Origin of the sequence: Sphingobacterium paramultivorum (genome assembly GCF_014109745.1) — a bacterium.
In the GTDB taxonomy this organism is placed as follows: domain Bacteria; phylum Bacteroidota; class Bacteroidia; order Sphingobacteriales; family Sphingobacteriaceae; genus Sphingobacterium; species Sphingobacterium paramultivorum.
Map to the genome: position 1 here is coordinate 4,691,871 of NZ_CP058555.1, position 26,585 is coordinate 4,718,455.

Here is a 26,585-nt window from a genome sequence, read left to right on the forward strand (position 1 = left end):
TTAAGAAAAAAAACCTCTAAAAGAGGGCTTTTTAATTTCTTATATTTCAACTAGTCAACAACTTAGCTGATTTATACTCAGATTATAAAACATTCTTGACTAAAGAATATACCGGAACCTCGACCGGCGGCTCATTAACCAATTCGATCTCTTCCTCCCCCGCCACTGCATCAAGCACTTCGTATTCCGAATTTTGAGATTTAAATTCCGGAACGATCTGCTTCATTCCGGCAACAAGCTCCATAAAATCTGGTAGTTGAACATCTGCATCCAAAATCTGCTGGCAGATCGCATTGATACGTTCTGCTTTAAGCAGCAATTCATCGTGATTTACTTTTGCGATCATGATTTTAGGATGATGGGTCTTCACGGTATTCTCATTATTCGCCAACAGTTCTTCATAAATCTTTTCACCTGGACGTAATCCCACAATTTTGATATCGATATCTTCCGGGTAACGATAACCTTTCAGCTTGATCATCCGTTTTGCTAAATCAATTATTTTAACAGACTTGCCCATATCGAAAACAAAGATCTCGCCCCCTTTTCCCATCACACCGGCCTCCTGTACCAATTGGCAGGCCTCGGGAATCGTCATAAAGAAGCGGGTGATTTCAGGATGGGTCAACGTTAGCGGCCCTCCTTCTGCCATTTGCTTCTCAAAAAGCGGAATAACCGAACCGTTTGAACCCAGTACATTTCCAAATCGGGTAATGATAAAACTCGTATTGGATTTACCGCTGCAGCTGCTCACATAAATCTCGGCCATACGTTTGGTCGCCCCCATCACATTGGTTGGGTTAACAGCCTTATCCGTAGACACCATGACCATCTTTTTCGCACCATATTGCATACAGAGATCTGCCACGTTTTTGCTCCCCAATACATTCGTCTGAATTGACTCGTAGGGGTTTGCCTCCATTAACGGCACGTGCTTATAGGCCGCTGCATGAAACACCAAATCGGGCTTATATATTGCAAATACATTCTGCATGAATGCATAATTACGCACATCACCGACTACACAATGCATATCTTCGGGCAATGTAGCCTTAATAGACTGCTGTATATCATACAATGCTGATTCAGCTTGATCCAGCAAGATTAATTTTCTATAATGACGTCTGGCGATCTGACGGGCCAGTTCCGAACCGATGGATCCAGCGGCGCCGGTAACCAGGATCACTTTCCCCTGCATCTCTTCCTCAATCTCAGGATGATCCAATTTGATCGGCTTCCGCCCCAATAAATCTTCAATCTTTAATGGTCTGATTTCACGCTTGGCTCCTGAATTAAGTAAAATTCTCGCTGGAGGCATGATCTTCAGTTCAAGTCCAATATTTTGGAACCAATCCGACACATATTCCAAACGTTCGGGATCGTTATTTTCAACAGCGATAATAACCTGCGAAATCTGATTTTTTTCGACGAATTCTTTTGATATTTCTGTAATATCACGAATTTTCAATCCCGCAAGACGCTTACCGATGCGCGAGATCTTATCTTCCACAAAAGCGACAACTTGATATTTGATCCGTTGATCTTCTTTTAATAAGGAATAAGAAATCAAACCTGGGCGTGAGGCACCGAAAATCAGGACGTTCTCGCCTTTTCTCGCCGGTAAAAAAAGATACTCATAGATGGTACGATAAACGACGCGCGCGCCTACCATAATCACCAACAGAATACACGCTTGCATAGTCAGAACGCCATAAGAGAGGCGAAAATAATCACCTGCAACGGTACCTTTATCAAATACAGATTTGATCAAAAGCGTCAATAGCATGAGTACAAGGTAGGCTGAAGCTACTGTTTTAAATATCTTGATTGTATCACGAATTCCTGTTTGCCTAACAATACCTCTATAGGTATTGTAGCAGAGAAAGGTGATAAAAAACACAGGCAGTACCACAACAAGTTTCTTCAACATCAAAGCGATATCAAACACCCCTTTAAAGTTATTAACCACATAGTTGGAAAACACATAACTTCCAAACACAAACCACATATCGATCAATAAAATAACCCATCGCGGATTGTCCTTACGAAGACGTCTTTTTAAATCTCCCAGAGAACCCATCATAAATTTCCCTTTTTTATTTTTATTTTTTATAATACTGTCTTAGGTTTTTGTCTTAAACCCAGTATATATGGCTTTTGCAATATTTGTAAGAGAACGCCAAGATACTTAAAATTTAACAAGCAATTAAACAATCTCCTAAAATATCAATAACAAAAACCTATTCTTTGCTATTTGTCCACTATGGGGGGACAAGCAAGTATTATACCGAAACTGTTACAAAGGCGAATTAAAATATAAAAAACATAAACAAAAGTACTTGCAAGATTGTTCCGCTCAAGAAAGCTTCACCCGAGCTATACATCCATTTCGGTAAACAAAAAAACTGGCATATTGTTTGTAAAGTTCTTTCTGGGATATGAATTTCAGATCTAAATGCCAGCATCATCATATATTGAATACCAACAAAAGCACATGTCCCAATTTAACTTAGTATTTTAAACATTTCATTATGGGCTTCTTTAGCAATTTGTTCGGCACCACTAATAAATCATCCATCAGACCTCTAGCACAGCTTGAATTTTTAGAAGTGGATATGCATAACCATTTGCTTCCTGGAATAGACGACGGGAGCACTTCAGTACAAAACTCACTTACTTATATTGATGGATTGCAACGATTGGGATTGAAGAAATTTATCTGCACGCCACATATTATGGCAGGAGTTCACCCAAACAGCAAATCGAGTATTGAAGAAGCACACAGCAATCTAGAAAGTAGCCTGAAGAATATCGGAAGCAAGGTTGAAATTTTTGCAGCTGCTGAACATATGATTGATGACGGACTTTCAGATCTTGTCCGCGATAATGAGCTTTGTATTATACCAGGAGGTTATGTTCTTATTGAGATGTCCTATTTATCGGAGGCGAAGGCTCTTTTCCATACGATCTTAGCTATCCAAAAACTGGGTTATAAACCAATTCTTGCGCACCCCGAGCGATACAACTATTATCATGGTAATTTTAACATCTATAAGCAAATTAAAGATGCCGGCTGCCTGCTCCAGCTGAACCTGCTATCCATCAGCCGTTATTATGGTGTCGACGTCAAAGCAATCGCGATGACTTTATTGAAATCAGGCATGTACGATTTTGTAGGCACTGATCTCCATCATGAAAAACACCTCAAGGCCCTTACGGATATTGCCGAAAAATACCCTGTTCGAGAAATGCTAAAAACATCCCCTATTTTAAATCAGTCACTGTTAGATCATATCAGCGATGTCAAGTCTCAGCATATCGCCGGATAGAAAACCTATTGCCCAAAGCGCTTGACATTGACCTTTTTTGACTTCACTTTTAAAACAAAAGGCTCAAGGACCAAGTCAGTATCAAGTTTTACCGTTCCCGATTGTGCCTCTTGATCTGTAAATACGTTTGCGGGGAAGCTCGCATTATCCAAATAGAAACTATAAGTACCCTCTGGTAGGCCAAACTCAAAATGTCCATCCTTATCCGTATACATTTCGATGATCCTTCCGTTCCTGTCTTTTGCCAACACTTTGTAAATATCTAAATTCAGATCAGTCTCCAAGCTAAGCCCTTGGGTGTACTCGACACGAACAGCTCCCTGTACCATTCCACCGCGCTGGAGCGGAATCTGAATTTCTAGATTTGACTGCTGTATCGCGATCTCTTTCGAAACCGCCATATACTGCCCCTGCTTTGGCGAAAAAAACAAGTATGACCCGTACGGTAATTTTTTAAAGGATGCATATCCTGCTTTATCCGTTACAAATAACACCCCTTTTACGGTAAAGCTATGATCAACCATCGGAACATCCCCCTTATCAAATATTCCATTAAAATTTTGATCATAAAAACAGAAGACCCGTAAATTCCCTGTTTTGATTGCTGGACGATCAAGATTTGATCCTTTTAAGTTTTGCCGAACACCAATCCGTAAATTATTGAAATCATAGTTATATCCTGTTTTCATGACACTGTAATTGTATTGAAAAAGTCCTGTAAGCAAAGTGTTTTTTAGCACACGATAATTTACACTCGCATTCCCCCCAAAACTATTTCCATAACTGCTACTCAGATTCGCCCGGGCATTGGCCGTCCACTGTAATCTCTCCTGCAACAACGTACCGCTTACACGGGGCCCTAAAGAAAAACGATTTCCAAACGAACGTCCTATTAATAGTGCACTCACCAGATCCGAAATTTGAAAAGCACCCTGCTGATAAGAAGCTGAAAGTCCCAGACTCTTATAATTGTAATTTAAATCTGTCCGCACCGCAAAAAGCCCAGCAGCTTGATCGGTCATCGACACAAGCCCTGCCTCAGTCGTTACATTCAGGTTGTGCTGTAGGTTACGCGACCGCACATTCACAGTTGACAATAGTCGCCATGAGGTTGACTTCAGTTCACGGGTACCTGCAGCAAACATATAGGTTCCAATCTCGCGATTATAGTTTGGCAATACGGATAGCGTCACAAATGAACTCAAGGGCATATACATACTTAAATCCCATCGGGAAGATTGGCTTGCGTAATTGAGAAAATGTGTATTTAGATAACTTGGGTTATACCGGTAAAAGGTATAACTTAGTGCAGCCGATAACTTACCCCAATTTCGATTTAAACGTTCGACAAACTGCAAAGAACCACGACGATTACCTGTATAATAAGGAGAACTATAAAAATTGTCTGAGCTAAAACTCCATTTGGCAAAACGCTGGTCCATTCGCATACCCAATGCCCATGAAGGCATGGATGAATCTGGCCCTACTTGTCGACCGTTTTGGCTTTGAAGTCCAGCGGCGACAAAACCGCGCAGTACCGTGTTGCCTGCATATTTTTGTTTCAGAAAGTCAAAAGAATTTGCCCAAAGCAAACTAGTTGTACTATCTAATCCATTGCGATCGTAGAAGATTTGTCCTTCATAACGCCGGTGCTCAAGTTTATTTTCGGCCAGCACTACCTTTCCAAAAGCTGTATAACCGGGATCCCTGGAAGAGCTGTAATCCAGCAGGTCCACAGCCCGCTGTAACAGGCCTACTGTAAAATTGGCGGCACGGGCCGTATCAACATGGTCAAATTTGACTCCTCTTCCAAAAGCCGAAGCCTCCATACTTTCCTGCAAATTTCCAACCGTGTAGGTATTGTTCCCTTTCTGGAAGGCAGCAAAAGTATTGCTTAACGTAGGCCGGTCCATTCCACCGGTTTTGGTCAAATAAGCACTATATCGAATCTGTCCATTGGCCAGACGATACTCCCCCTCCGAGCGGAAATAAAAAGCTTGTTGTTCGCCAAGCAGGTTATCGAGCTGCAAATCAAAAAAATTATGCGAGTATGCGGCCAAATTACCTCGGTTGTCAAATAATTGCTGGTAATTTCGATCTGCCGCAATATTTGACAATAGCACCGATAGATTCCCAAACACATCGCCATTATCGTATAGCCCCGTGATGTTGAGCGTGTATTGCGCCCTGTTTAACATATATTTCTCCACAGCAAAACGGAGTATGAAAAGCGTATCACGCCCTGCCGAAAGGAAAAGGTTTTCTTCCTTAAATTTGGTATTTCCGATTCGATCCGGGGAGGAAAACAGGATTTTGATCTGCTCATCCGTTGTCCCATTATTTATAACCCGTGTCCGGATAAAGATTGAGTCGCCCACATGCTTCAAATACTGCTGTTCCGAAACATCCTGCAAGATCACTGCTTTTTTAGGTGGCACATCGATAGCCATTGTCTTATTGTCGACCATATTACCCTGTGGATCCCGAAGCTGAACAACTACTGCCTGCCCCCTGAGCTGTGCAGGTGTCTGACTTTGTAAACGTTGGGTAATAAAGCGTTTTTTTCCTGCGGGTACAGTAAACGTTAAACGATCCGAACCAAGAGCTCGTAAACCTTGAGGCAAGATCAAGTTGATTTCTCCAGTAAAATCCTTTTCACTCGTGTTGACCAGCTGCAGATCAATACTATTGAGACCTGCTTCCAAACGGAGCTGATCAGGCAAAATCAGGTGCACAGTTTTTTCCTGCTGTGCCCAAACGAACTTGATCAGCAGCAATAACAGCACGAAGACTGTAAATCTAATCTTATGATAAGAGCATTTAAACACGCGATGGGGATCAAACTATTGTGGAATCAATAAATAGAGGAGGGACACACTATAGCTTCCTGATTTAGAAGCCGACACCTGATCAGCGGTAAGATTCGCTTTATACTCCACATTAAACGTTTGCGCTTGCTTTTTATCCATCGAGGCCGCCGATACCGCCACCTGCTCTTGGGTTGTTAAAAATACTTTTGGATTAGATTTTATCCTATTTAATCCTGTTCCAGCAGTCAACTGAAGCGATAGTACCGACAACGGAAGTGTACCACCACCATTGCGGACAAGTTCGCTATCAACCGACTTAACACGGAGCTCGTAGTCCGTGATAGAGTTCACGCGGATTGCATTTGCAACCAACGAACTAACTCCTTGTATATAATCTTTTTGTGTCGAAAACTGTAATGTGGCATTAGCGGCTTCCGCGGCAACCTCTAGACTATAGTCTGGCTCCATATCGACCATTCCACCATCGGTAAGGCGGGGAGGCAATTGCATTTCATAATTAATTTCTTGCGTTCCCAAAACTTTTCCACTTTCGCTATACAGCGTAAACAACAAGGGAATTCGGTACTTCAGGTAGGTATACTGATCCGGACTCAGATAATCATCCAGATATTTACCTTGAGCAATGGTCAAGGCACTATAAAGCTGATATTGCAGATAATAATTTCCATTGGAACTGATGGGTTGTTTCGCCCGATTAATCAACAGCACATCGTTACTATTTTGCAAAATAATCGGAGTCCGGCTTGCACCGATCCCATCTAGGCGAAAATTCGCATCATTGTTGTCGCCGGTCCACCGTAGACTTATTTTATCTACGGGAAATGTATTTCCACTACGATTCTTTCCCCCAGCAATGGTACGTATTGGTGCCAGTAAACGGACCGCGAGAGACCAATTTTTCTCGTTCACGTTGAGACCATTCAGGTCAAATTGGAATATATTAAAGCGATCCGGCGTTGTTTTACCCAAATAGGACGTCACTTCGAAATAGTTATCCGACCAGACTGAAAACCGCAATTGCGCAACAAGAGGCATGGCTGAAAACAAGCCCCAAATTAAGAGTAATACTATTTTAGTTCTTTGCCACATGTTTAAACTCCAATTCCGCGATCTTAACCACATCCTGATCGCCATAAAATGCCAATACTGAAACGAGGTAATTCCCAGATTTCAACGATTTGGGAATTGCAATATATTGTTTACGCTTATCTCCAGGCAAGCAATAAAAATTAAGATTGTCCACCACTTCCTTTTCGCCAGTTTCCTGATTTAAAAACTCGGCACGCAACCTTCCTTCCAGCCAGATATTTCCGGTCACATCGTAACTGACCTCCAGAAACTGTCCAACAGAATCCACATCTTTATAAACTAGATTCGTAATTTCAAGATCTGGCGCTTCCCTTCCATTGAAACGATGATAAACCTTCACACCGGAGCGTACCGCCAAACGGATATTAGCCCCTTCCTGTTTTTCTCTTGCTCTAGGGTTCAATTGCGTGACAAAGAGCATTGCTGTATGAATTGGCACCTCGGCAGTGAATTTTGCATCCTTAGGCACCTGCATATTCAACTGCAATCGTTTTGATTCACCGGGTTTAAGCGAGAAATACGATTCAGATACCGACAGCCAGCTTGCACAGCTCGTTGGTAATGTTCCTTTTGGGCTAAGCTCATTATCACCAACGGCTGAATAAGACCAATCTTCAAAAGAGACACCCAGTTCGAGTGTATAATCTTTACTGGGATTTGTCACATCCACATACTGCGTTTGCGCCTGTCCGGCATCACCCACAAAATACAACCTGGGCGGACCAACGGTCAATCCCGTTTGAGAAAAAGCTATTGTAGCTGTAAAAAGCAAGAAAAATGAGGCAATCAGGTTCTTCATAAAAATACAATTTGGCATAAAAATACATAAAAAAGCAGGTATCTTCCGATACCTGCATCTATATGATTTTCATAGCGTAGTATAGGACCTACTAGTTTGCTGCGATAGTGTATACCACATCGATGGTATATTTTGCTTTTGTATCTTTACCACCATTACCCAACAATTCTTTTACTGTTGCTTCATTAAGTGGTTTACCGATATATTTTACATCCAATTCTTTGTTTAACACAGAAGATTCAGCTGTACTTGTGCTTCCGAAAGGACCAAACTCCATATTCACATCTGTAGAAGCAGTTTTGCCATCAACTTGGATTTCGATTAATTTTTTAGCATCGTAAGTATTCGCCCCATTTCCAGCCACTTTATTGAACTGACCATTAGAAGACAACGTTGCTTTTACTTTGTAACCAGAACCTACCGAAGACACTTTCAATTGTTTTGCGATCAATTTATTAACCCCATTTGTATAGTCAGCTGCCTTTTCGTATTTCAAGGTTACTTCGTCATCATAACCAGATGTAACCTGGCCATCTTGTCCAGCACCGCTACCAATTTCGATAGATTGAAAAGGGTTCAATTCTACATTCACTTTTACCTTTGCTTGTGATTGTGCATTTGCCACAGATACTGAACCGATGATCGCTGCTGCGAAGAAAATAATTTTTTTCATTTTGTAGTTTTTTATATTTTAATATGACTTATTCGTTATTATTTATCCTCTTTGGACAAAACAAAAGTACAGCAGGAAATGAGGCAAAAAGTATGAATTTGAACCCAAAAAGTATGAAAAAGGGAGTGTGTAAAATGTTGTAGCTACACAGCTACAAAAGCTTGTAGCGTGATTACTACAGCACGGGGTATCTACGGCAAAAGAATTGAATTTAGGGGAATATTATCTTGTTTCGATGCTATAAAGAACATCATTTGTAAAAGTAACCGTGTTATTTTTCTCTACGTATTGCATTAAGCCATCAGCTCCAGGTCCAGTGTAGGTAACATCGAACAGTCCATTGAGGGTGGGTGAATCTGAAGAAATGATCGTTTCCTTATTTGTAGAAAGGATGCCACTAGTTGTATTTACTGCTTGTCCTATATGAGTGGCAGTAGCTTTAACACGAATCAATGGCGCGGGAATTTTTTCTGTTTGCGCCTGGCCGAGTTTTATAAAGTCTTGATTGGCCAACTTGACCTTAACTTCATAGCCCGACGTACTAAATACAGAAAGATGTGCTTTTTGGACGGACTCAACGCCATTTTGATAATCTGCTAAGGTATGGTAGACCAAGGTAACGGTTGATTGATCTGGATTAATAACAAGGTGCTGCACATCGTGGAGCTCAATATTCAATCGCACGCCTGTCTGTGCGAAGGCTGTACCACCAAATAATGCCAATCCTAAAAACAATATTCCCTTTTTCATATCCTAATATCCTGTCCTATTTACTGGCCGTATGAATCATCTCTACTATTCATGATCATCCTGCTCATCTATGGATCTTTAGCAATTTTGAAGCCAGAAGAACATGAATTCTCACAATATGGATATTTCATACGCTTTCGTTGTTCTACTATAAATATACCTTTTATAAAAAAAACGAAAGAATAAGAACAATTCTTTTTAATAAGAAAACATGTATTATTTTTAATACAGAAATGTTATTGTTGCCAGCGCTTACGATATTCGGTTGGCGTGAGGGCGGTTTCCTTCAGAAAAAAGGTACTAAAGTTATTCACGTCTGTATAGCCCAACTCCCATGCAACTTGCTTTATACTTAGTGAGGACTCCACAAGAAGCTTTTTACTTACCCGGAGCAATTCCTCCGTAATGACTTCTTTGGGTGTGGTACCCAAAGTCTCTTTGGTCAGGTTGGTTAATTTTTTACTTCCGATATTGAGCTGATCGGCATAAAAGGCTACCTGTTTTTCCTTTTTAACATGTTTTTCAACTAGATCCTGAAAACGCCTTACCAAGGACACATCTGTTCGTTGCCCAAGTAGCTCACCCGATTGCTTGTCTTCTGCATAGATAGCAGCCAAGAGCACGATCTGTTTCACAATGTTATGTGCCAGATCGCGGTAAATTGCTTGATTATAGTTTTGCTTAGAAAGTTTCAACTGCATCCCTACAAATTCATAATAGGTCGCATACTCCATGGGCACGCTCAAAGTCCTATAGGTGTATTCATTTTTGTTAAAGGATTTGAAGTTTCGAAGGAAGGCAGTATCGACCTCTGTGCGCGCAAAAAAGCTTTCCGAAAAATAAATAATTAAAAAAGCACGTTCTTCAGCGGGATTGGCATCTACGGTAATTCCTCGAGGTATCAAAACCAAGCTATATTCTGCAATTTCCGTCGTCTGTTTATTAATGAACATACTGCATCCGCCACCAGACACAAAAAGAACGATATAGTTCTCCTTAGTTGTTGCATCTCTAATTTCCGAAGACTCCTGCGCTACACCAATAACCCGATGAACTCCAAATTCCATAATAACTATTTACCGCATGTATATCTAAAAAGCATCGCCATACATCTAGACAGGGACCAATTTAGCAAATAAATCCCGAACACAAAAAAACGCATCCCTCAACCTGAGGGATGCGTCTCCATTAAACTTATTATCCAAATAAAATATTTCCTATCGCGCTTATTTCTTTACGCAGCGGATCTGTACAGCTTCTGTGCTGGCAGCTGCTCTCCAACCAATACCATAACCAATATCTTTAGCGACACCAGTCATATGCAATGTTTTATAACCACCACCAGTTGCAGTGACCATGTAAGCACCTTCTTTGCCAATAACACTTCCATTGTTATCATTTGGATAATAACCACGGAAGGCAAAGAACAAATATTTATCCCGCTGATTTACAGGAAAATTAACAGGCTGATCAGTATTCACACCAAAGAACATACCCAATGGAGTAGTTGAAGAACCGTTGTAATAATCCACATAGCGAGCCGGATTCCATGTCGCTTGCAAATTTGAATTATCTTGACCTTTACCACCCTGTTTCGGTGCAGTACGATCTATTAGGGCTTGAATTTCAACCTCGTTTGGCAATCTCCAGGTCCCCAAAGGCTTCACAAGCGCACAAGGATCCCCGTTACCACCATTTGTACCGTCTGCCCCTTGATTTGTTCCATCCAAGCGTTTTGGCAACAAACGATCTGGAAACCAATAGTCTCCAGCACTATTTACCTCCGTACCAAAGTGATACTCACCTGTTGATGGATTGCGTTCTAGGTTACCTCCCGACCAAGTCTCATTACCAATCTCGAAAGTAGGCAGTTTTTTAGCTCCCAAATTTAAATCCAATGTATACTGCACCCCTTGACGCAATGATAAACCTGTCAATTCAACATTCCCAGTCACTCCATTAATCGTTACAGGATCCAATTTTACTTGACCAGCAGTCGTATTTTCAACGGCGATCATTACAGCATTGCTAGTCCAAACCTGTCCAGCAGTTTGTGTTGGAAAGCTAAATGTTTTTGTAGCTCCTGTTCCACTGTAGCTAACAAGACCCGTTACCTCATCAAAACTATAATTGAAGTTAGGCGTTATCGTCGCTCCACCGATTGCAGAAATTGTACGGCCACTTCCCGCATCAAATTTTACGGTAACCTCAGTTAGTTTGTGCTTCAGTAAAATATCCAACGCATTTGTTCCAGCAGCAACTGTTTGATTGATTTCTTGCCACAATGGATCTTTATCCGCTCCAGTTGCAGTAGCATTGCCGTAAGCAGACACAATAAATTTATAGGCACCTGGTGCTAGCTCAAACTTGTTGCTCGCTCCGCCAATGCAGTTTATGGTCGTTTCTAACGTTGTACTCCCTTGTTTATACACACGAATGGTGAAATTTCCGCTAAAAGGTTTAATTGCTCCAGTCCCGGTTGAAGTGGTTGCTGCTTTGCTCGCAGAAGCACGCAATGCCGATGATGTTGAACTTTTCACTTCGGTTAATGTTGCTCTTACAACCAGATCCTCACCAAAAGGGACGGTTACTTGTTGTACAGCTTCGGTCGAAGCCAATGAAGTACTAGCAGCTGAACGTGCCAACAGCTTTGCACCATCTTCAAGACCGATACCATTCATATTGACTGCTATAGCTGCCATTTCCCCGGCTTGATTATCCGTACTGTTATCTTTCTGACAAGAAGAAACGAAAAGTACCATTACAATAAGAGCCGTCAATAAAGTTTTCATGTTAAATTGTTTCATAGCTAATTAATTTGATCAAAATTTGCGTTTAGTTCCAGAAGTTATTATCTACTTCATGTGTTTGCGTTTCTGTTTCGCCCCATTGTTGTTGTACAGATGGATTTACCGAACCAGCAGCCACACTATACTCCAATTCAATATTCTGTTTTTTTACGGTTGGAGCAACATAAACTAAACGGTCAGTTTTGCTAATCAAATTTGTCTTTTGCGTTTTCATGATTATATTTTTATGTGTTATAAACTTTTCTGAACCTTCAAAGTAAAAAGCAGTAAAAAACACAGAAAAACAAGCTGTATTAGAGCTATTTAAATAAGTTAAATACGACACTTTTCATTTCGAAGATGTGCGAAAGTAGACAATAATTAATCCGCTAAACAATATTTTAAGCTAAGTTTCCATACTTGTAGCGACACAGCTACAAAGCCGCTACAAACAAACAACTTACCACTATCATGAAAAGAAATAGCAATTAATAAAGAACTTAATAGGTAAAAATTGAAACGTCGATAGACATTAAAATCAACGACCTTAGAAACGCACAGGAGAAGAAGGTTAGAATCGCAATTATCAAAAACTAATGGGCTTAAATAGCGCCGAATAGCCCGTTTAAACATACCTTAGTGAATTTAGTTAAACAAAGCAACCTTATCCAAAAACGCGTTTCCATATCTAATAGACGGTAATTTTTACATTTATTAACACTGATGGAAAATAGACAAAACAGTTAGTTGCATCCGCAATTTTCCTAAAATGAAATCTGACAACATAAAACACAAGGAAATATATTACCAATAAATAGAGTATTTGGTATCTCTAAAAATTAAAAAGGAATTATTTATATTGAAAATCAATAAATAAATTAACAAATTCAGGCATTGTATGGAAAAAAAATAAAACTCATGCAAAAGACATTATCAACACAATCACTATCAAAAAAAGAAATATATATCCTTATAATACTCAATAAAAGCTATAAAACTGACTTACGGAAAAACACTGTTTAAACATATTAATTATAGAATAATAAACAAACAAAAAAAACATTTTAAAAAACATAAAACAAAAGGCTAACTGGTCTGTTTTATGAAAAGCCAGCAAGAAGAACGCTGATCAAACAGTAAAATTTATAGCCGTAAAGTACTTTTAACCGATATTTCAGTCATAGATCATAGCTAATTATAACAATAAAGAAAGTTGTTCCATTATGAAATCAACAATGATTTAAAAAAAAGTTTACAATTTTTTTTTGCACAAGTTGATATTAAGTCGTAATATTACAATTCAATTCGGGAAAAGTATGACTAGCCGATAGCAAAATAAATATTAACAATTAAATTAGAAACACACAAACACAGAAAAATAAAATCAAAAATGCGTCCGCTAGAACAGCATTAATTGCCTATACGCAAAGGCAAAGCCGTTCAACAGCGCGTGTATTTTTGAACATGAAACAGGGTTAAAATTGTCCATTAAATTTAAACCCCATGCTTGTAATGGCATGGATTATCCAAATAATATTATCATGAATAAGAACGCAAAAAAAATGTACGTTGCTCCGTCCATCGTGGAGAACGTAGTTGAATTGGAACAAGGCATTGCTGCTGGCTCTGCTACCCCTGCCCCTACCGACGGAGGTTTCGGTGAAGGTACAGGTGGCACAGGCACAGGTGAAGCATAACAGCCTGAAAGGACTTAAAAAAGCATTTAACAAACGATTTTAAGAAATTTATGAACTTTTCAACGATTAGAAAAGCTAATTGGGTAGTTGCGACTGTCCTATTGGCCACATCTGGAATGCTTGCAACAAGCTGTTCCAAAGAGCGCGGCGCTGCAGTAGAGCAAGCCGATAACCATGAGGGCACAAACATTGTGCTGTCCATCAAAGGTATTAACGAAGGATCAGACAATACCGTAAAACAAGCTTCAAACAACAGTAAATCCTCAAAACTACAGGTAGAGTCCTTTGGTGACGTTGACGTTGTATCAGCTGTTGACAACAATGTTCCATTCAAAGCTGCAGCATCAGATGCTGTACAAAGCAGAAATGCGGATGGTACTGTCGCTGCTGCAAGCACAGGCCTACGCGCTGCAGCCTTAGACAACGGCGTCACTTACAGGGTTTACCTTTTCTCTGCCGATGGAACACAATTACTCTCTTCAAAACAATACAGTGTTTCAGGAACAGATCTTACAATCCCTGTAACACATGGCACCACGTACAAATGGGTAGCCTTATCCTACAACAATACAGATGCTATTCCAGACATTACCGTTGCAAACCCAACACTTCAATTACCGGAGAACAAGGATGTCCTTTACGCTTCTGGAAGCATCACTATCCCGACTACGCCAGGGACAGATGTTAGCTTACCAATCACCTTTGCACACAAATATTCTCGTATCGCTATTGAGCTGAATACCATGGGTGTATTTGGAAATATGGTATCTGGAAATCTTGCTGTATCGAATTTAGCTTTACGGAGCGCCGCACTTAATGTAGCTACTGGAGCCCTTACACCGTCTGCAACCACATTTGCACCGACATTAAACTGGGCTAGTTTTACCAATATTGACCCAACTTACTCGGACGCGAAAATTGCCTACGTGTATACAGCAGGAACGACAGCCCTAAATAACGTTACTGTCTCAGTAACAAATTTAGCCATCAAACATGCCGACAATGTGGACCGTACTTTTGCGACCACTGCGCCGATCAATATTTCATTTAATGTGACCCCTGTATTAGGAAATAGTCATCGTCTATTGGCTAATATCGTTGAATCACCATTGACTTCGACAGGATCTACAGTAAAATGGTCACGTTCAAATCTGTATTACACCGCTGGTCACAACCCGTATCGTTTCTTCGCGAACAACAAACAACGCTCCGAAGCGAATAGTTACTTCGCATATGGCGCTATTCTTCCGGGCCAATTTCAGTCCATGACAGCCTACGCTGACCCATGTGCACAAGTATATCCTCAGGGACTTTGGAGAAAACCAAGCCATGCTGATTTTTCTACAACGGCTTATGTTAGCTCAAATGCGCTTTTAACCGATGTATTGCAAAACATTACGGATCTTTTAATTGGAACAAAAGCGCCGAACTCTTCGCCTAGTCCTACAAGTGGTTCAACTACTGGAAATTATATTCAGTACACTACAACATCCGGCACGGGCAATTCAGCATTTGATGCAGCTTCCAACAACCTTCGTTTTTATTACAACGGTCAATTGGCACGTGTAAATGTATTGGATCCAAATTTCCTTACACTTGATTTAACAGCTATCCAAGCCCTTTTAGGACTAAGTTATGGTCGTGAAGCTGCTTTATGGACTTCAGATCCACCGAACAGTATTTTAGGTTTGGTTAATTTAGGTACTTGGGGATATTTGGCAGTAACCAAACAACCACTTTTAACTGGACGTATTGCAACTGCCCAAGGTACAGCTGAGCTATTATCTACGGTGAGCTTACTTGGTATCAACGTAGCAAGTTCATCACTTAAAAACGTGCGTTGTGTACGTACAAACTAGACAATACAAATAGTTTTTGGTAACTCTATAAACAGAACGGCTAGCGCAATCTAGCCGTTTTTTTTATGGATAAAAAGCTGTAGCGCTCCATCTACTTATTCTATTTTTTACCTAATTATGGTAATTTTTTAGAAGGAAAGTTCCACAATATTTTTTTACATTTGGGCCGTCAAGTCATTTTTTTTGCGTTCGACTTGATAATAATAATGGATATAATGGGGCGAAGGCGTTCGCCCCATTTATTTTTTATCCCATCATCAGAAGCACATTTCATACATTATTTTTAACAAATTATAATTGATAGATCAGCCTCCAAAATCCGCTAAGCACCTTTTCTTTGCCACTAATAGGCAAACCCACCGCCATACCAATGGCCATTTTGTTATTAAGTCCGAGCTTAATCTGGGGATGTAGTGTCGTTTGTATGCCCTCGGAAGAAATTTCCTGATTGACCTCAACGCCGATAAAGTGATCTGTCTGCGGTATGGTATAATGAAATGAGGTATTCACCTGCCACATCAAATCCATTTTGGATGAAGCATAACGATACGTGAATTCTGGTCCAGTATAAATCAATGCATGCCAATTGTTATGCCAGTTTTTGGCGGCTATAAAGAATGGATTAAACCCAGTGCCACCATCCACAAAATCAAATATCTGTGTATACCCAATAGCCAAAGTTGTTGCATGTTTTTTAGAAACATAAAAGGAATATTGCGAAGATAAACGCAACCTTTCCAATTGATTGCTGGAAGACCCATTGGCCATGCGGCTTTTTGAATATGCAAAGTCTGTTTCCGCTTCCAGTCCTAATCGATCTATCGGCGCAAATTCATATTCCATGAGGTAGCCAAATTCATCAGCCGAATGCGTTCTTTTAATATCAGCGCCGACATTAAATTCCTTCTCTCCTTTCCGTGCACCAAGATCCCGGACAAGATCATTATATAAAGGTTCGGCATGATGTACTTTATCGGGTAGGGATCTATTTTCTTGCGCAAGAGCGACAATCGAACAAGTTATAGCACATATAAATAAACATGCGCGCAAGCACCGAGAAGTAAGTTTATTGTTTTCCATATCACAAACTTCGACGTGAAATATGGAAAGACTTGGGAATTATAGGGTGATTTTTGTCTTTATTTTAGCTTCTAGCGCATCTTTGTGCAAGAGCAGCGAAATCGTTTTAAAACGAACAAATTCTTTGGTTACATACATATAGCCTTTATATGGATTGGCTTTACCCCAGGAATTTTTGACGATATAGTAGGGTCTTCCATACTGGTCGTTAGCCAATCCAACAATATGCATAGCGTGATCGTCGGTGGTCTGCCAATTCTCAAAAGCGGCCTGCCTTTCAGCGGCAGTAATCTTCCGTTCGGGCATCGGTTTCACAAACATTGTGTTTATTTCTTCTTTTGACATCTCATCTTCGGACTTTTGCGGCACATACGCCAAGCCATGCTGCCAGGAGAAACCATTCTCAGAGACATCCGTCGTCCATGCTACAGTAAAGCCTCGTTGTAGCGCGGTATCGATGGTATTGGTAAGCTGCTCCATGGGCACATTGTAGAACGAATCAAATGACCAGTTATCGGGGATAAGCAGCACAAAAGGCTCATAAAAAGGTTGGTCTGTAACCGACGCCAAAGCCACATAATCATCCGGTCTGATACCAATCACCTGATCAGCAAAATTTCGCGCAGTATACTTTTTACCCTCATAATCAAATGTTTCGGGAACTTTTCCTAAATGTGCATCTAACGCTGCTTGATAAGATTCCTCCCAATTGGACCGTAATGGTTTGGTTTTGACCAACACTTTAAGCAGGCTATTCAACATGGGCGTCATCTTTTTAAAGTCATTGTAAGTATTATTTCCATAGAGACCTGAATAGGCTGATTGCGGTAGCGCTCCATATTTTCGGAATACATTCAGTACATCGTGGATCTGGCCGCCCTCACCCATGGACAACCCACCATGAAGTCGAACAAAATTTTGTGCCCTGCCGAGGTAGGCCTGTCGAGCCGTATAAATCTGGGAAATTTCAACCGGCTTTTTTCCCATTCGAATCATTTCAGATTCCAGGAAAGAATTACCCGTATAGGACCAACAGGTATTAGAAGCGCCCTGTTGCTTAACAGAGGTACAGCCCAAATTGATTATTTCGGTAAATTCGTATTGAGTTTTAACCTTTGCGTACTTATTTCTATGGATAAATGGCAAGCCATATCTATAAAAAAGCATAGTCAAAACGAGGACGAGTACCAGCACAAAGATCCATTGCTTCTTTTTCATTCGTATCATTATCTTCCTCCACAAATTATTGCTGTAAATCTTGGCAGCATGTTTTTCAATACCCGATAACCGAGCAGTCCCAGCATAATGACTGCAGCGGGACATGCGATATATAACAATAGGAATGACACTTCAGACTGCGGCCGGATTATATAAAATAAAAATTTGATGACAAATACTAAGGGCAAGCGATGATAGGCAAAGATAAAAAAGCTTCCCTCTGCCAAAAAGGAATTCGGCTGCCAGTAACCCTTCTCGATAAAACGCGCTGAAAGTGCTATTGAAAATAGTAAACCAACCATCACACTTGCACAATAGAGGTAACTCCAGCAGCTCTCACCAAAAAAATAAAATTCTGCAGCAACTATAAATACAAAGAGTGCTGCCGCCCAAGGTAAAAGAGGTTTCATCAGTAGCACAAAATCCTTTTTGTAGATACTAAAATATGCACCAGCGGTAAAGAAGAAAAACGATACCGTACTAATACCAGGGAGGTAGAAATAAGGATTATATAGCCAAAGCAAGCCCAGAAGAGCTAGAACAAAAACACCAAGCTTTTTGACCAGCCAATATAGGAGAGGGGAAAAGACCACCACCACCATCAGGTCACGTATAAACCAAAAGGGAGAATTGGCAGGAAGTGTTTTTTCAAGATGAGGATTCACTTTAGACGTATCCCAAAAGGACCATATCCAATCCATTACACTATAGTCGACAATTGGCTTATTTACCCCAGAAATGAGGCTGCCAGCGAAAAAGGCCTGGGCAAGAAAGAAGAAGAGCAGCACCACGAAATTCCAAAATATATAAGGGATAAAAAGCGATCGGAAGCGATCTTTTAACTTTTTAAAGTATATCTGAATCGAAAATCCTTCCGTTCGATAAAAAAATAAAAAGCCAGAAATAAAATAAAACAGCGGCACACAAACTTCAAAAATTATCTTAGAAAACAGAAAAAAAACACTTGTGAAGATCGGAAAATTTACAAAGTCAATTTGCTTTACGCCTGCCAATACAATATGTGAAAAATCTGTATGGATAAACACCACCCCCACGATCAGCGGAAAGCGCAAGAAATTGATTGTTTTTGACAATAGATCTTCACCAGTGTGTTTTAAATGATAATCTTTACCCATTAGTTAGATTTAATAAAATTGTTTAGCATCTGTTAAATTACAAATTTCCGATGAAATTCTGTCAAAGTTCATATGACATAAAAACAATTAAAACACTGCCTAGCAAACACTTAAAATCATCGCCCTATTGAAACAATATTTTTACACGATAGATCGTTATCATATTATCTAAACCAAAACGAATATATGCAACAATTACAACCCACGTTTAACTAAACTACAATAACAAATTTTAATCACTGATTAACAGGTCATTCCATTTAATTGCACAAAATCAACTATCAGACAAGAACTTCAAATGATCTCCATCGTTCAGTATTTCCTCCCAGTGTCACTGGCACTGTTTCCTTTTGTTACGTCGGCACAACAGATTTCCCTTACGGGAATCGTCCGGGATTCCTCTAGCAATAAGCCCTTAAGCGGAGCGCTAATCCGCACGGAAAATAATCCTCTTGGTAGCAAAACAGATATACAAGGTCGTTATTCTTTGACGCTCCCAAAAGGTTCACATCGTCTGTTTATTAGCTACATGGGCTACCAACAACAGGTGCTTGAGATCCGATTGGACCAATCCCTGCAGAAAAATTTCGATCTACAGCCCTTGAGTCGACGTATCGACGAGGTTATTGTCACGAATTCAAAAAAAGGCCAAAATGTAGCGGATACACAAATGGGCTCTATTCAACTCAGTACAAAAGAAGTGGATGCTTTGCCCGTTTTGTTCGGTGAAAAAGACTTATTAAAGACGATACAGCTACTCCCCGGTGTGCAAAGCGGCGGTGAAGGTTCAACCAATTTTAATGTACGCGGCGGCGACGCAGGGCAGAACCTGATCTTATTGGATCAAGCCACCATATATAATGCCTCCCACCTACTCGGTTTTTTTTCAACCTTCAATTCAGACGCTATCAAGGATATACAACTTTATAAAGGCGATATCCCGGCTCAATATGGCGGCCGTATTGCATCCGTTCTGGATATTTCAACTTTAGATGGAAACCAGAAAAAATTTAGTACCGAAGGTGGCATAGGTATTATTGCTTCCCGATTAAAGGTGGAAGGTCCGCTTGAAAAAAACAAAAGCTCCTTTCTCTTCAGTGCGCGACGCTCGTATGCCGATTCATTTCTGAAACTGGCCAAGAATAAAGACATGGCCAAAAATACCCTGTACTTCTATGATCTGAATGCAAAACTCCGCTTTAATTTCGGCGAGAAGACGACTTTATATCTTTCAGCATATAATGGAAGGGACGGACTCAAATACAGCGATCTATTTAATATTGCCTGGGGAAATACGACCGCAACGGCACGATTGAACCACCGCTTTAATCCAAAAATATCAAGCAATACTTCTTTTATCTATAGTGGATTTAATTATCAGGCAGGAGTTTCGAGTGAACAGACCAATTTTGAGGTTGCTTCGAGGATCCGTAACCTCCAGTTCAAGCAGGACTTTGCCTATTATGCCAACGCCAATAATATCATACGACTAGGTGCGGGAGCAGTTTTTCAAGCGATCAGACCCGCCAACCTCTCCTCTCCAACCAATCAATCCGTCAATCCAACAGCCATCGAAAGTCAACGTGGCATTGATGTTGGCGGTTATGTTTCTCATGAATGGAAGCCAACAAGTGCACTTTCGATTCATTACGGACTACATATACATGATTTTATGGTTCTGGGCCAACGTACTTTTTATGAATTTGACAAAAACGGCAATCCTATTGGAGGGAAACGCGACAATAGCCGAATTGCAAAACACTATATCAATATGGAGCCACGCGTATCCGCAAGTCTATTGCTGGACGAACAGAGCAGCCTAAAGGCCTCGTACAACCGAGCCGTTCAGAATCTACATCAATTGAGCAATAGCACGGCCAGTCTGCCCACAGATCAATATGTACTCAGCAGCCTGAATATTAAACCCCAAATTGTGGATCAAGTTGCCTTTGGCTACTTCCGCAATTTTTCAAAAAAACAATACAGCTTGTCTATAGAGGCGTACTATAAACGATTAGGCAATCAAATCGACATCCGCAATGGAGCAACCTTGCAGGCCGACGCCCATTTCGAAGGAGAGTTACTCTTTGGTCGGGGAAGGGCTCTGGGTGTCGAATGGTACCTGCGTAAACACAGCGGGAAACTGAACGGCTGGATAAGCTATACCCTCTCAAAGAGCCAGCGACAATTTGCAGGCATCAACAACGGTACCTGGTTCAATGCACGCCAAGATCGCACACATGATCTGTCTATTGTAGGACTTTATACCTTTTCGAAAAGCTGGACGCTGGGAGCGACCTTTGTATACCATACCGGCAATGCTGTTACATTTCCCAGCGGAAAATATCAGGTCAATGGAAAATCGTTATTCTATTATACTGAACGAAATGGCTATCGGATGCCCGAATACCACCGGTTAGACTTATCGGCAACCTACGATCCCAAACCTACAACGGAACGTTTTCATTCGAGCTGGACATTTGGTATCTACAATGCCTACAACCGCAAAAACGCCTACACGATAGACTTTCGCGAAGACAAGTCAAATCCAAATAACACGGCGGCTTACAAAATTGTACTTTTTGGCATTATCCCTTCAGTAACCTGGAACTTTAAATTTTAAACCCATGCTATCCAAATCCTCCTATATACTTCTATATTCCATTCTTCTTTTTTCGGCCTGTGAAGAAAAAGTAGATCTCAATCTGAATGCAGATAGTGGTCGTGTTGTGATCGATGCGCAGCTTTCCGACGCGAGCAATATACAACGTATTCGAGTTTCGCAATCCGTAGCTATTGATGCAGAAATGGGTTCTACAGCGGTCAAAAACGCAATAGTAACTGTCAAGGACAACTTGAATCAAAACTATTTATTCCAGCATGAAAAAGATGGCTATTATATCAATCGAAATTTTAAACCTGCCGTTGGAAGAAAGTATACGTTACGTGTTGGTGTGAATAAGCAGCAGTTTGAATCGAGTAGTACGATGCCCGCCTATATCAACATAGAAACGACACACATCATTGAAAAGGAGATCGCCGGTAAAACATATTTCTTTATCGCCTTGGCCTTTAAAGATCCGGCCAAGATCGCGAATTATTATATGTATACCTTATCCATTAATGGGAAGGAATTTCGGTTTGCCAGCACAGAAAGCGATCAATTCAACGATGGCCTTCAGGTAACACATTATATATCAGAATTGGAACGGAGTCTATCTCATGGAGACAAGCTCACAGTGCGCCGATATTGTGTGGACGTCGGAACTTTCCATTACTGGAATGGTTACCAAAGCACAAATTTGTCAACTGCTGCTCCAGGGAACCCTAAGTCTAACATTTCCAATAATGCACTCGGCTATTTTTCCGTAGCACCTGTTAAGGAATACCAATTGCTGATTCCGTAAAGTATATTGATCATAAGCTGGACCAAACATACAATAATGCAGCACAAAATATTGGCACGCTTAAACGTTAACACCGATTGTCACTTTCTTCCTCTTTTCCATCAGCAATCATCTCATTGACGTGGGCCATATCCCCAGCTTCCAAATGTTCAATATCTTCAGCCTGCTCTTCGGAGTAGCGATCGATAAAGAATGTACAGCCCATTGGAAAATGATCGGACCCAACAGAAGGATAGATAAACAACTTATCGATAAATACGGTTGGACTATGAAACAGCAGATCCAAGGGCACTCTAAAAAACCAATAATTGGCATGAAAGGTGGAAAGAATACCCCGTCCGATGCGTGCATCGATCAATTTGCTGGTTTTCTTGAACAAGAGGGAAGATTTTGCCCAGGCCACATTGTTAAAATCCCCCGTGACAACCACGGGCATTTTATAATCCCGTACACGTTTGGCCACACTGAGCAGATCGCCGTCCCTTTCTTTGGAATTCTCCTCTTCAGTCGGACTCGGCGGCGGTGGATGAACAGCAAAAAAAATAAAACGGTGTCCATCGGCGGTTTCCAGTTCAGCTTCAATACTGGGAATATCATCGGCTACAAAATAATGCACCTGACATTTGTTAATCTTCAGATTGGTATAAAAATGCATACCGTAGGTATTGTCCAGCGTTACCTTCTCAAAATTAGGGTAATAGTTTTCAAGTACACGTAAGGCTTTTTCCCATGCGGCATCACTTTCCATGGTCAAAAAAATATTTGGCTGTTCTTTTTGAATCAGGTCAATAAAGCGATCATAAGCCGTATTGAATTGCAGCACATTACAGGAGATCACTTTGATACTATCAGATGCATCTTGGCCTTTTTCATATTTTTCGCGACGCCAAAATTTGGTGTAGCGTATCAATATATAGGCATGGTATACAATCAGCGCCAGCTGTACAGCCTGCAACCACCATATCCATGAATCTTCCCCCACGAGATAAAAACCCATTGCCAATGCCGGCACCTGAAAAACCAGCAGCTGCAACTTGACAAACTCAGCTACCCGAAAAATCCAATGTTGGCTTTGGATAAAAGGTAACAGACTCAGTAAAATCAATATACTGGAGAATATAACATAGAAAATCAGCATATCACTAGCGCTAACATTTTAAACAAACTTAAACAAATTCCACTTATTTTTTCAACAGGTTACCATTTATCAAATGGCTAATTAGCTGTTACAGGTCCTTTTGAATGCTGTCCTGATAATCCACCCGTGTTCTGGCTAATGCATTTGGAAAGTTCGAATGGATATAGGCAATCATCTGTTCACGGATGAAACAGCGTAGATCAAAAGCCTGACCCGAATTGCGGCAGCTCATCAGGCATCGGATCTCCATGGTACGCTCTTTAAAGTCAGTTACCTGAAGGACATTTACTTTACCATCCCAAAGCGGGTGTCCGGTTAATAAAGTCGTCAATTTTTCACGCAATTGTTGCACAGGAACGGTAAAATCTGTGTAGATAAATACGGTCCCCAATATTTCAGAAGTTGTGCGTGTCCAATTTTGGAACGGCTTTTCTATAAAATAGGTGATGGGCAACACCAATCGGCGTTTGTCCCAAATATTGACGACAACGTAGGTCAGATTGATTTCCTCCACGCGCCCCCATTCCCCCTCGACGACCAAGACGTCATCCATACGTATGGGTTGTGTAAATGCAATCTGAAAACCAGCGAGGAGATTTCCCAAGGACTTCTGTGCAGCAAAACCGATGATAATTCCGCCGACCCCCACTCCAGTGAGCAGGCCAGCACCGATTTTCTGCATGCTATCAAAACTTAATAGGATAATCGCCAAGGAGATCACGATGATCAGGGTGACCACCACTTTTCGGATAAAGACGATTTGCGTCCTGATCTTTCGTTCGCGCAGGTTATTTTCCTTGTTGATATCAAAACGATGGTAGAGGTAATCTTCAAAAACCTTGATCCCCTGTATCAGCACAATGGCAAAAAAACTGACCAACAAAAGTTCATTGGTTTTGCTCACCACACGCAGTGTGCGTTCGTTTAATTGGGTAAAAGGCAATAAACTGTTAAAAACAATCAATGGTATAAACACACTCAGCACACGGTTAAAGCGTCGAATAAATGAACGAAAAAGAGAATAAGATTCCTGTTGAATAGCCTGCCTGCGCAAAAGCGGAATAAAAATTAGTTTGATCAGGAGACCAATCAAAAATGAAAAGAGAATTAATGCAATATTCCAGAGCCAAGCGGGCCAGGTCTGTGAAAGTTGAATTAATGTTTCGTTCATCATGTTGTTCTTTCTTTGTGTTTACGACTTATTTCTTATTAAAGTATAACTGCTAAGAAAGCCTAACGTTTGTTTTATTTTGAGAAAAATTGGTTACATGAATAACAAAGAACACCGTTATGTATTTCCCTTGACATAAAGAAGCATTTATCTACCAAAAAAAACGAAATCCAAGTTATAACAAGATAATTTAACATTAAAAACTATAAATAACAACCTTATTAAAAATAAATAGAATAAATGGACAAAAAAAAGATACAAACCAAACAATAACACATAAAATAATAACACAAAAACAGAAAAACACTCAAAATAAATATGATTAAATTAAAAAACACTAAATAAAACACAAATAATATTGAAAAAACAATAAAAAATCATACATTTACAACACCTTATTAGGTTTATAATTGGTTATTTAAAGGTTTTCATTCTCCCCGATTGAAAACCTTTTTTTTATTTCACATTTTACAACAAAAACATGTAGTGTATGAATTGCCGCTACAGGAAACTCGCATCAGTCTCTACTGAATCCCCATAATATGGGTAATACTTTCTAAGTTCAACTTAAATTCTCAGCTGTTTACTATCCCTGATTATTGAAGGATGGCCTTTTGGTATGTTTTTTGAGTCTACAGAGCCAATTGCAGGCAATCAACAAAATATATACATGATCATGCTGATATACTATACAAACGACATTGACCGTTTATTAATGACGGATATAGATCAGACGCATAAGCTTTCCAAGAAAAATTAAACCAAAACATAGAGATAACAATGAGCAAGAAAAAAGACAATTCTAGATGGCTGAATGTGGCCATATCCTGGGGAGCGAGTATCGTCATCATCGGGGTACTATTTAAGATTCTACATATCGGCGGCACCACAGCCAACTATATGATCGGAATCGGTTTAGGAGTAGAAGCCTTCCTTTTCTTTTTAATGGGTTTCAATCCGCCCGCGCCAGAACCAGATTGGACTCGGGTTTATCCTGAATTGGACGACAATTTTAATGGTGATCTTCCACAAAGAGGAAAAACTGTTGTTGCCCAACCTGCAGGTCCATCGGCCACAGCTGCTTTAGATAAAATGTTTGCCGATGCCAATATTGAACCCGCAAGCATTGAAAATCTCGGTCGTGGCCTACGTGATTTCAGTGAAAAAGTATCAGCCATCAATAAGTTATCGGATGTTTCATTAGCAACAGAAGAGTTCACGAATAAACTCAGAACAGCAACTTCTAAGTTTGATAACTTGAGCCTAGCGTTTGAAAAAGCTTCGCAAAACCTAGTCGCCATGTCAAATACTTCTGGTGATACATCCAACTACCACGAACAGGTAAAAAGCCTGACAACCAACCTAAGTCAATTAAATGCAATGTATGAGCGTGAATTACGCGATTCGGCATCACATTTACAATCGATGAACAAGTTTTATGAGAACCTAAGCTTTACCATGCAAAATTTCAACGAATCGCTGGATGATTCCAAAGCATTTAAAGATGAAGTGGGCAAGCTAGCGAAAAACCTCAATGCCTTAAATGCCATTTATGGCAATATGCTGAGCGCGATGAATCAACCGCGTGTGTAATTAATTCTTGTATCACTTAAATCAAA

General features: G+C 40.3%; 20 protein-coding genes. 6 read left to right on the forward strand and 14 right to left on the reverse strand.

Annotation, left to right across the window (positions count from 1 at the left end):
* Positions 1 to 82 precede the first annotated feature (82 nt).
* Positions 83 to 2,083 (reverse strand): polysaccharide biosynthesis protein, encoded by a 2,001-nt coding sequence (locus HS960_RS19580; RefSeq protein ID WP_228280087.1) that lies wholly within the window; start codon positions 2,081 to 2,083, stop codon positions 83 to 85.
* Between the two features lie 448 nt (positions 2,084 to 2,531).
* Between HS960_RS19580 and HS960_RS19585 the strand changes: the two genes are divergently transcribed.
* The gene (locus HS960_RS19585) at positions 2,532 to 3,329 is read left to right on the forward strand and encodes a tyrosine-protein phosphatase (RefSeq protein ID WP_228280093.1); all 798 of its coding nucleotides are present in this window, start codon (positions 2,532 to 2,534) and stop codon (positions 3,327 to 3,329) included.
* Positions 3,330 to 3,334: 5 nt separating this feature from the next.
* On the opposite strand, the gene HS960_RS19590 is transcribed toward HS960_RS19585, so the two are convergent.
* From HS960_RS19590 to HS960_RS19625, 8 genes are all read right to left on the reverse strand, one after another.
* Positions 3,335 to 6,115 (reverse strand): hypothetical protein, encoded by a 2,781-nt coding sequence (locus HS960_RS19590; RefSeq protein ID WP_182330444.1) that lies wholly within the window; start codon positions 6,113 to 6,115, stop codon positions 3,335 to 3,337.
* A gap of 57 nt (positions 6,116 to 6,172) precedes the next feature.
* The gene (locus HS960_RS19595) at positions 6,173 to 7,249 is read right to left on the reverse strand and encodes a hypothetical protein (protein ID WP_182330445.1); all 1,077 of its coding nucleotides are present in this window, start codon (positions 7,247 to 7,249) and stop codon (positions 6,173 to 6,175) included.
* Positions 7,233 to 8,048: a fimbrial biogenesis chaperone gene (locus HS960_RS19600; protein WP_182330446.1), complete on the reverse strand. Its 816-nt coding sequence runs from the start codon at positions 8,046 to 8,048 to the stop codon at positions 7,233 to 7,235. The genes HS960_RS19595 and HS960_RS19600 overlap by 17 nt, the downstream gene beginning before the upstream one ends.
* Before the next feature lie 91 nt (positions 8,049 to 8,139).
* On the reverse strand, positions 8,140 to 8,721 hold the full coding sequence (locus HS960_RS19605; RefSeq protein WP_182330447.1) for a hypothetical protein: 582 nt from the start codon (positions 8,719 to 8,721) through the stop codon (positions 8,140 to 8,142).
* 222 nt (positions 8,722 to 8,943) lie between these two features.
* Positions 8,944 to 9,471, reverse strand: a complete 528-nt coding sequence (locus HS960_RS19610; protein WP_182330448.1) for a hypothetical protein — start codon at positions 9,469 to 9,471, stop codon at positions 8,944 to 8,946.
* A 236-nt stretch (positions 9,472 to 9,707) separates the two neighbouring features.
* Positions 9,708 to 10,538 (reverse strand): helix-turn-helix domain-containing protein, encoded by an 831-nt coding sequence (locus HS960_RS19615; protein ID WP_182330449.1) that lies wholly within the window; start codon positions 10,536 to 10,538, stop codon positions 9,708 to 9,710.
* 159 nt (positions 10,539 to 10,697) lie between these two features.
* Positions 10,698 to 12,278, reverse strand: coding sequence for a fimbrillin family protein (locus tag HS960_RS19620; RefSeq protein ID WP_182330450.1), 1,581 nt, complete (start codon positions 12,276 to 12,278; stop codon positions 10,698 to 10,700).
* Positions 12,279 to 12,306: 28 nt separating this feature from the next.
* Positions 12,307 to 12,495, reverse strand: a complete 189-nt coding sequence (locus HS960_RS19625) for a hypothetical protein (RefSeq protein WP_182330451.1) — start codon at positions 12,493 to 12,495, stop codon at positions 12,307 to 12,309.
* A 1,306-nt stretch (positions 12,496 to 13,801) separates the two neighbouring features.
* Here HS960_RS19625 and HS960_RS19630 point away from each other — a divergent pair.
* On the forward strand, positions 13,802 to 13,957 hold the full coding sequence (locus HS960_RS19630) for a hypothetical protein (protein WP_182330452.1): 156 nt from the start codon (positions 13,802 to 13,804) through the stop codon (positions 13,955 to 13,957).
* Between the two features lie 50 nt (positions 13,958 to 14,007).
* Complete coding sequence (locus HS960_RS19635; protein WP_182330453.1) at positions 14,008 to 15,816, forward strand: hypothetical protein; 1,809 nt, start codon at positions 14,008 to 14,010, stop codon at positions 15,814 to 15,816.
* 291 nt (positions 15,817 to 16,107) lie between these two features.
* On the opposite strand, the gene HS960_RS19640 is transcribed toward HS960_RS19635, so the two are convergent.
* From HS960_RS19640 to HS960_RS19650, 3 genes are read right to left on the reverse strand one after another with little or no spacing between them, the layout of a single operon-like run.
* The gene (locus HS960_RS19640; RefSeq protein WP_182330454.1) at positions 16,108 to 16,896 is read right to left on the reverse strand and encodes an HAEPLYID family protein; all 789 of its coding nucleotides are present in this window, start codon (positions 16,894 to 16,896) and stop codon (positions 16,108 to 16,110) included.
* A gap of 39 nt (positions 16,897 to 16,935) precedes the next feature.
* A complete protein-coding gene (locus tag HS960_RS19645; RefSeq protein WP_202883705.1) occupies positions 16,936 to 18,114 on the reverse strand; it encodes a C1 family peptidase in 1,179 nt (392 codons plus the stop codon).
* 8 nt (positions 18,115 to 18,122) lie between these two features.
* Positions 18,123 to 19,250 (reverse strand): acyltransferase family protein, encoded by a 1,128-nt coding sequence (locus HS960_RS19650; RefSeq protein WP_182330456.1) that lies wholly within the window; start codon positions 19,248 to 19,250, stop codon positions 18,123 to 18,125.
* Between the two features lie 298 nt (positions 19,251 to 19,548).
* Here HS960_RS19650 and HS960_RS19655 point away from each other — a divergent pair, with 298 nt between their 5' ends.
* Both HS960_RS19655 and HS960_RS19660 read left to right on the forward strand, forming a co-directional pair.
* The gene (locus HS960_RS19655) at positions 19,549 to 21,873 is read left to right on the forward strand and encodes a TonB-dependent receptor (protein WP_228280094.1); all 2,325 of its coding nucleotides are present in this window, start codon (positions 19,549 to 19,551) and stop codon (positions 21,871 to 21,873) included.
* A 4-nt stretch (positions 21,874 to 21,877) separates the two neighbouring features.
* Entirely contained in the window at positions 21,878 to 22,657 is a 780-nt protein-coding gene (locus HS960_RS19660; RefSeq protein ID WP_182330457.1) for a DUF4249 domain-containing protein, read from the forward strand.
* A gap of 67 nt (positions 22,658 to 22,724) precedes the next feature.
* On the opposite strand, the gene HS960_RS19665 is transcribed toward HS960_RS19660, so the two are convergent.
* Together HS960_RS19665 and HS960_RS19670 are read right to left on the reverse strand one after the other, a co-directional pair.
* A complete protein-coding gene (locus HS960_RS19665) occupies positions 22,725 to 23,795 on the reverse strand; it encodes an endonuclease/exonuclease/phosphatase family protein (RefSeq protein WP_182330458.1) in 1,071 nt (356 codons plus the stop codon).
* A gap of 88 nt (positions 23,796 to 23,883) precedes the next feature.
* Positions 23,884 to 24,969 carry a mechanosensitive ion channel family protein gene (locus tag HS960_RS19670; protein WP_228280095.1) on the reverse strand — a complete coding sequence of 362 codons (1,086 nt, stop codon included), beginning with the start codon at positions 24,967 to 24,969 and terminating at the stop codon, positions 23,884 to 23,886.
* Positions 24,970 to 25,746: 777 nt separating this feature from the next.
* On the opposite strand from HS960_RS19670, the gene porL reads away from it, so the two are divergent.
* Positions 25,747 to 26,559 (forward strand): type IX secretion system motor protein PorL/GldL, encoded by an 813-nt coding sequence (gene porL / locus HS960_RS19675; RefSeq protein WP_075990642.1) that lies wholly within the window; start codon positions 25,747 to 25,749, stop codon positions 26,557 to 26,559.
* The last annotated feature ends 26 nt before the right edge of the window (positions 26,560 to 26,585 follow it).

Coding starts and splice junctions, on each gene's coding strand:
- porL (WP_075990642.1), top strand. CDS start 25,747: ATGAGCAAGAAAAAAGACAATTCTAGATGGCTGAATGTGGCCATATCC.
- HS960_RS19665 (WP_182330458.1), bottom strand. CDS start 23,795: ATGCTGATTTTCTATGTTATATTCTCCAGTATATTGATTTTACTGAGT.
- HS960_RS19660 (WP_182330457.1), top strand. CDS start 21,878: ATGCTATCCAAATCCTCCTATATACTTCTATATTCCATTCTTCTTTTT.
- HS960_RS19655 (WP_228280094.1), top strand. CDS start 19,549: ATGATCTCCATCGTTCAGTATTTCCTCCCAGTGTCACTGGCACTGTTT.
- HS960_RS19615 (WP_182330449.1), bottom strand. CDS start 10,538: ATGGAATTTGGAGTTCATCGGGTTATTGGTGTAGCGCAGGAGTCTTCG.
- HS960_RS19645 (WP_202883705.1), bottom strand. CDS start 18,114: ATGAAAAAGAAGCAATGGATCTTTGTGCTGGTACTCGTCCTCGTTTTG.
- HS960_RS19625 (WP_182330451.1), bottom strand. CDS start 12,495: ATGAAAACGCAAAAGACAAATTTGATTAGCAAAACTGACCGTTTAGTT.
- HS960_RS19600 (WP_182330446.1), bottom strand. CDS start 8,048: ATGAAGAACCTGATTGCCTCATTTTTCTTGCTTTTTACAGCTACAATA.
- HS960_RS19670 (WP_228280095.1), bottom strand. CDS start 24,969: ATGATGAACGAAACATTAATTCAACTTTCACAGACCTGGCCCGCTTGG.
- HS960_RS19595 (WP_182330445.1), bottom strand. CDS start 7,249: ATGTGGCAAAGAACTAAAATAGTATTACTCTTAATTTGGGGCTTGTTT.
- HS960_RS19640 (WP_182330454.1), bottom strand. CDS start 16,896: ATGGAAAACAATAAACTTACTTCTCGGTGCTTGCGCGCATGTTTATTT.
- HS960_RS19650 (WP_182330456.1), bottom strand. CDS start 19,250: ATGGGTAAAGATTATCATTTAAAACACACTGGTGAAGATCTATTGTCA.
- HS960_RS19610 (WP_182330448.1), bottom strand. CDS start 9,471: ATGAAAAAGGGAATATTGTTTTTAGGATTGGCATTATTTGGTGGTACA.
- HS960_RS19585 (WP_228280093.1), top strand. CDS start 2,532: ATGGGCTTCTTTAGCAATTTGTTCGGCACCACTAATAAATCATCCATC.
- HS960_RS19630 (WP_182330452.1), top strand. CDS start 13,802: ATGAATAAGAACGCAAAAAAAATGTACGTTGCTCCGTCCATCGTGGAG.
- HS960_RS19605 (WP_182330447.1), bottom strand. CDS start 8,721: ATGAAAAAAATTATTTTCTTCGCAGCAGCGATCATCGGTTCAGTATCT.
- HS960_RS19620 (WP_182330450.1), bottom strand. CDS start 12,278: ATGAAACAATTTAACATGAAAACTTTATTGACGGCTCTTATTGTAATG.
- HS960_RS19580 (WP_228280087.1), bottom strand. CDS start 2,083: ATGATGGGTTCTCTGGGAGATTTAAAAAGACGTCTTCGTAAGGACAAT.
- HS960_RS19635 (WP_182330453.1), top strand. CDS start 14,008: ATGAACTTTTCAACGATTAGAAAAGCTAATTGGGTAGTTGCGACTGTC.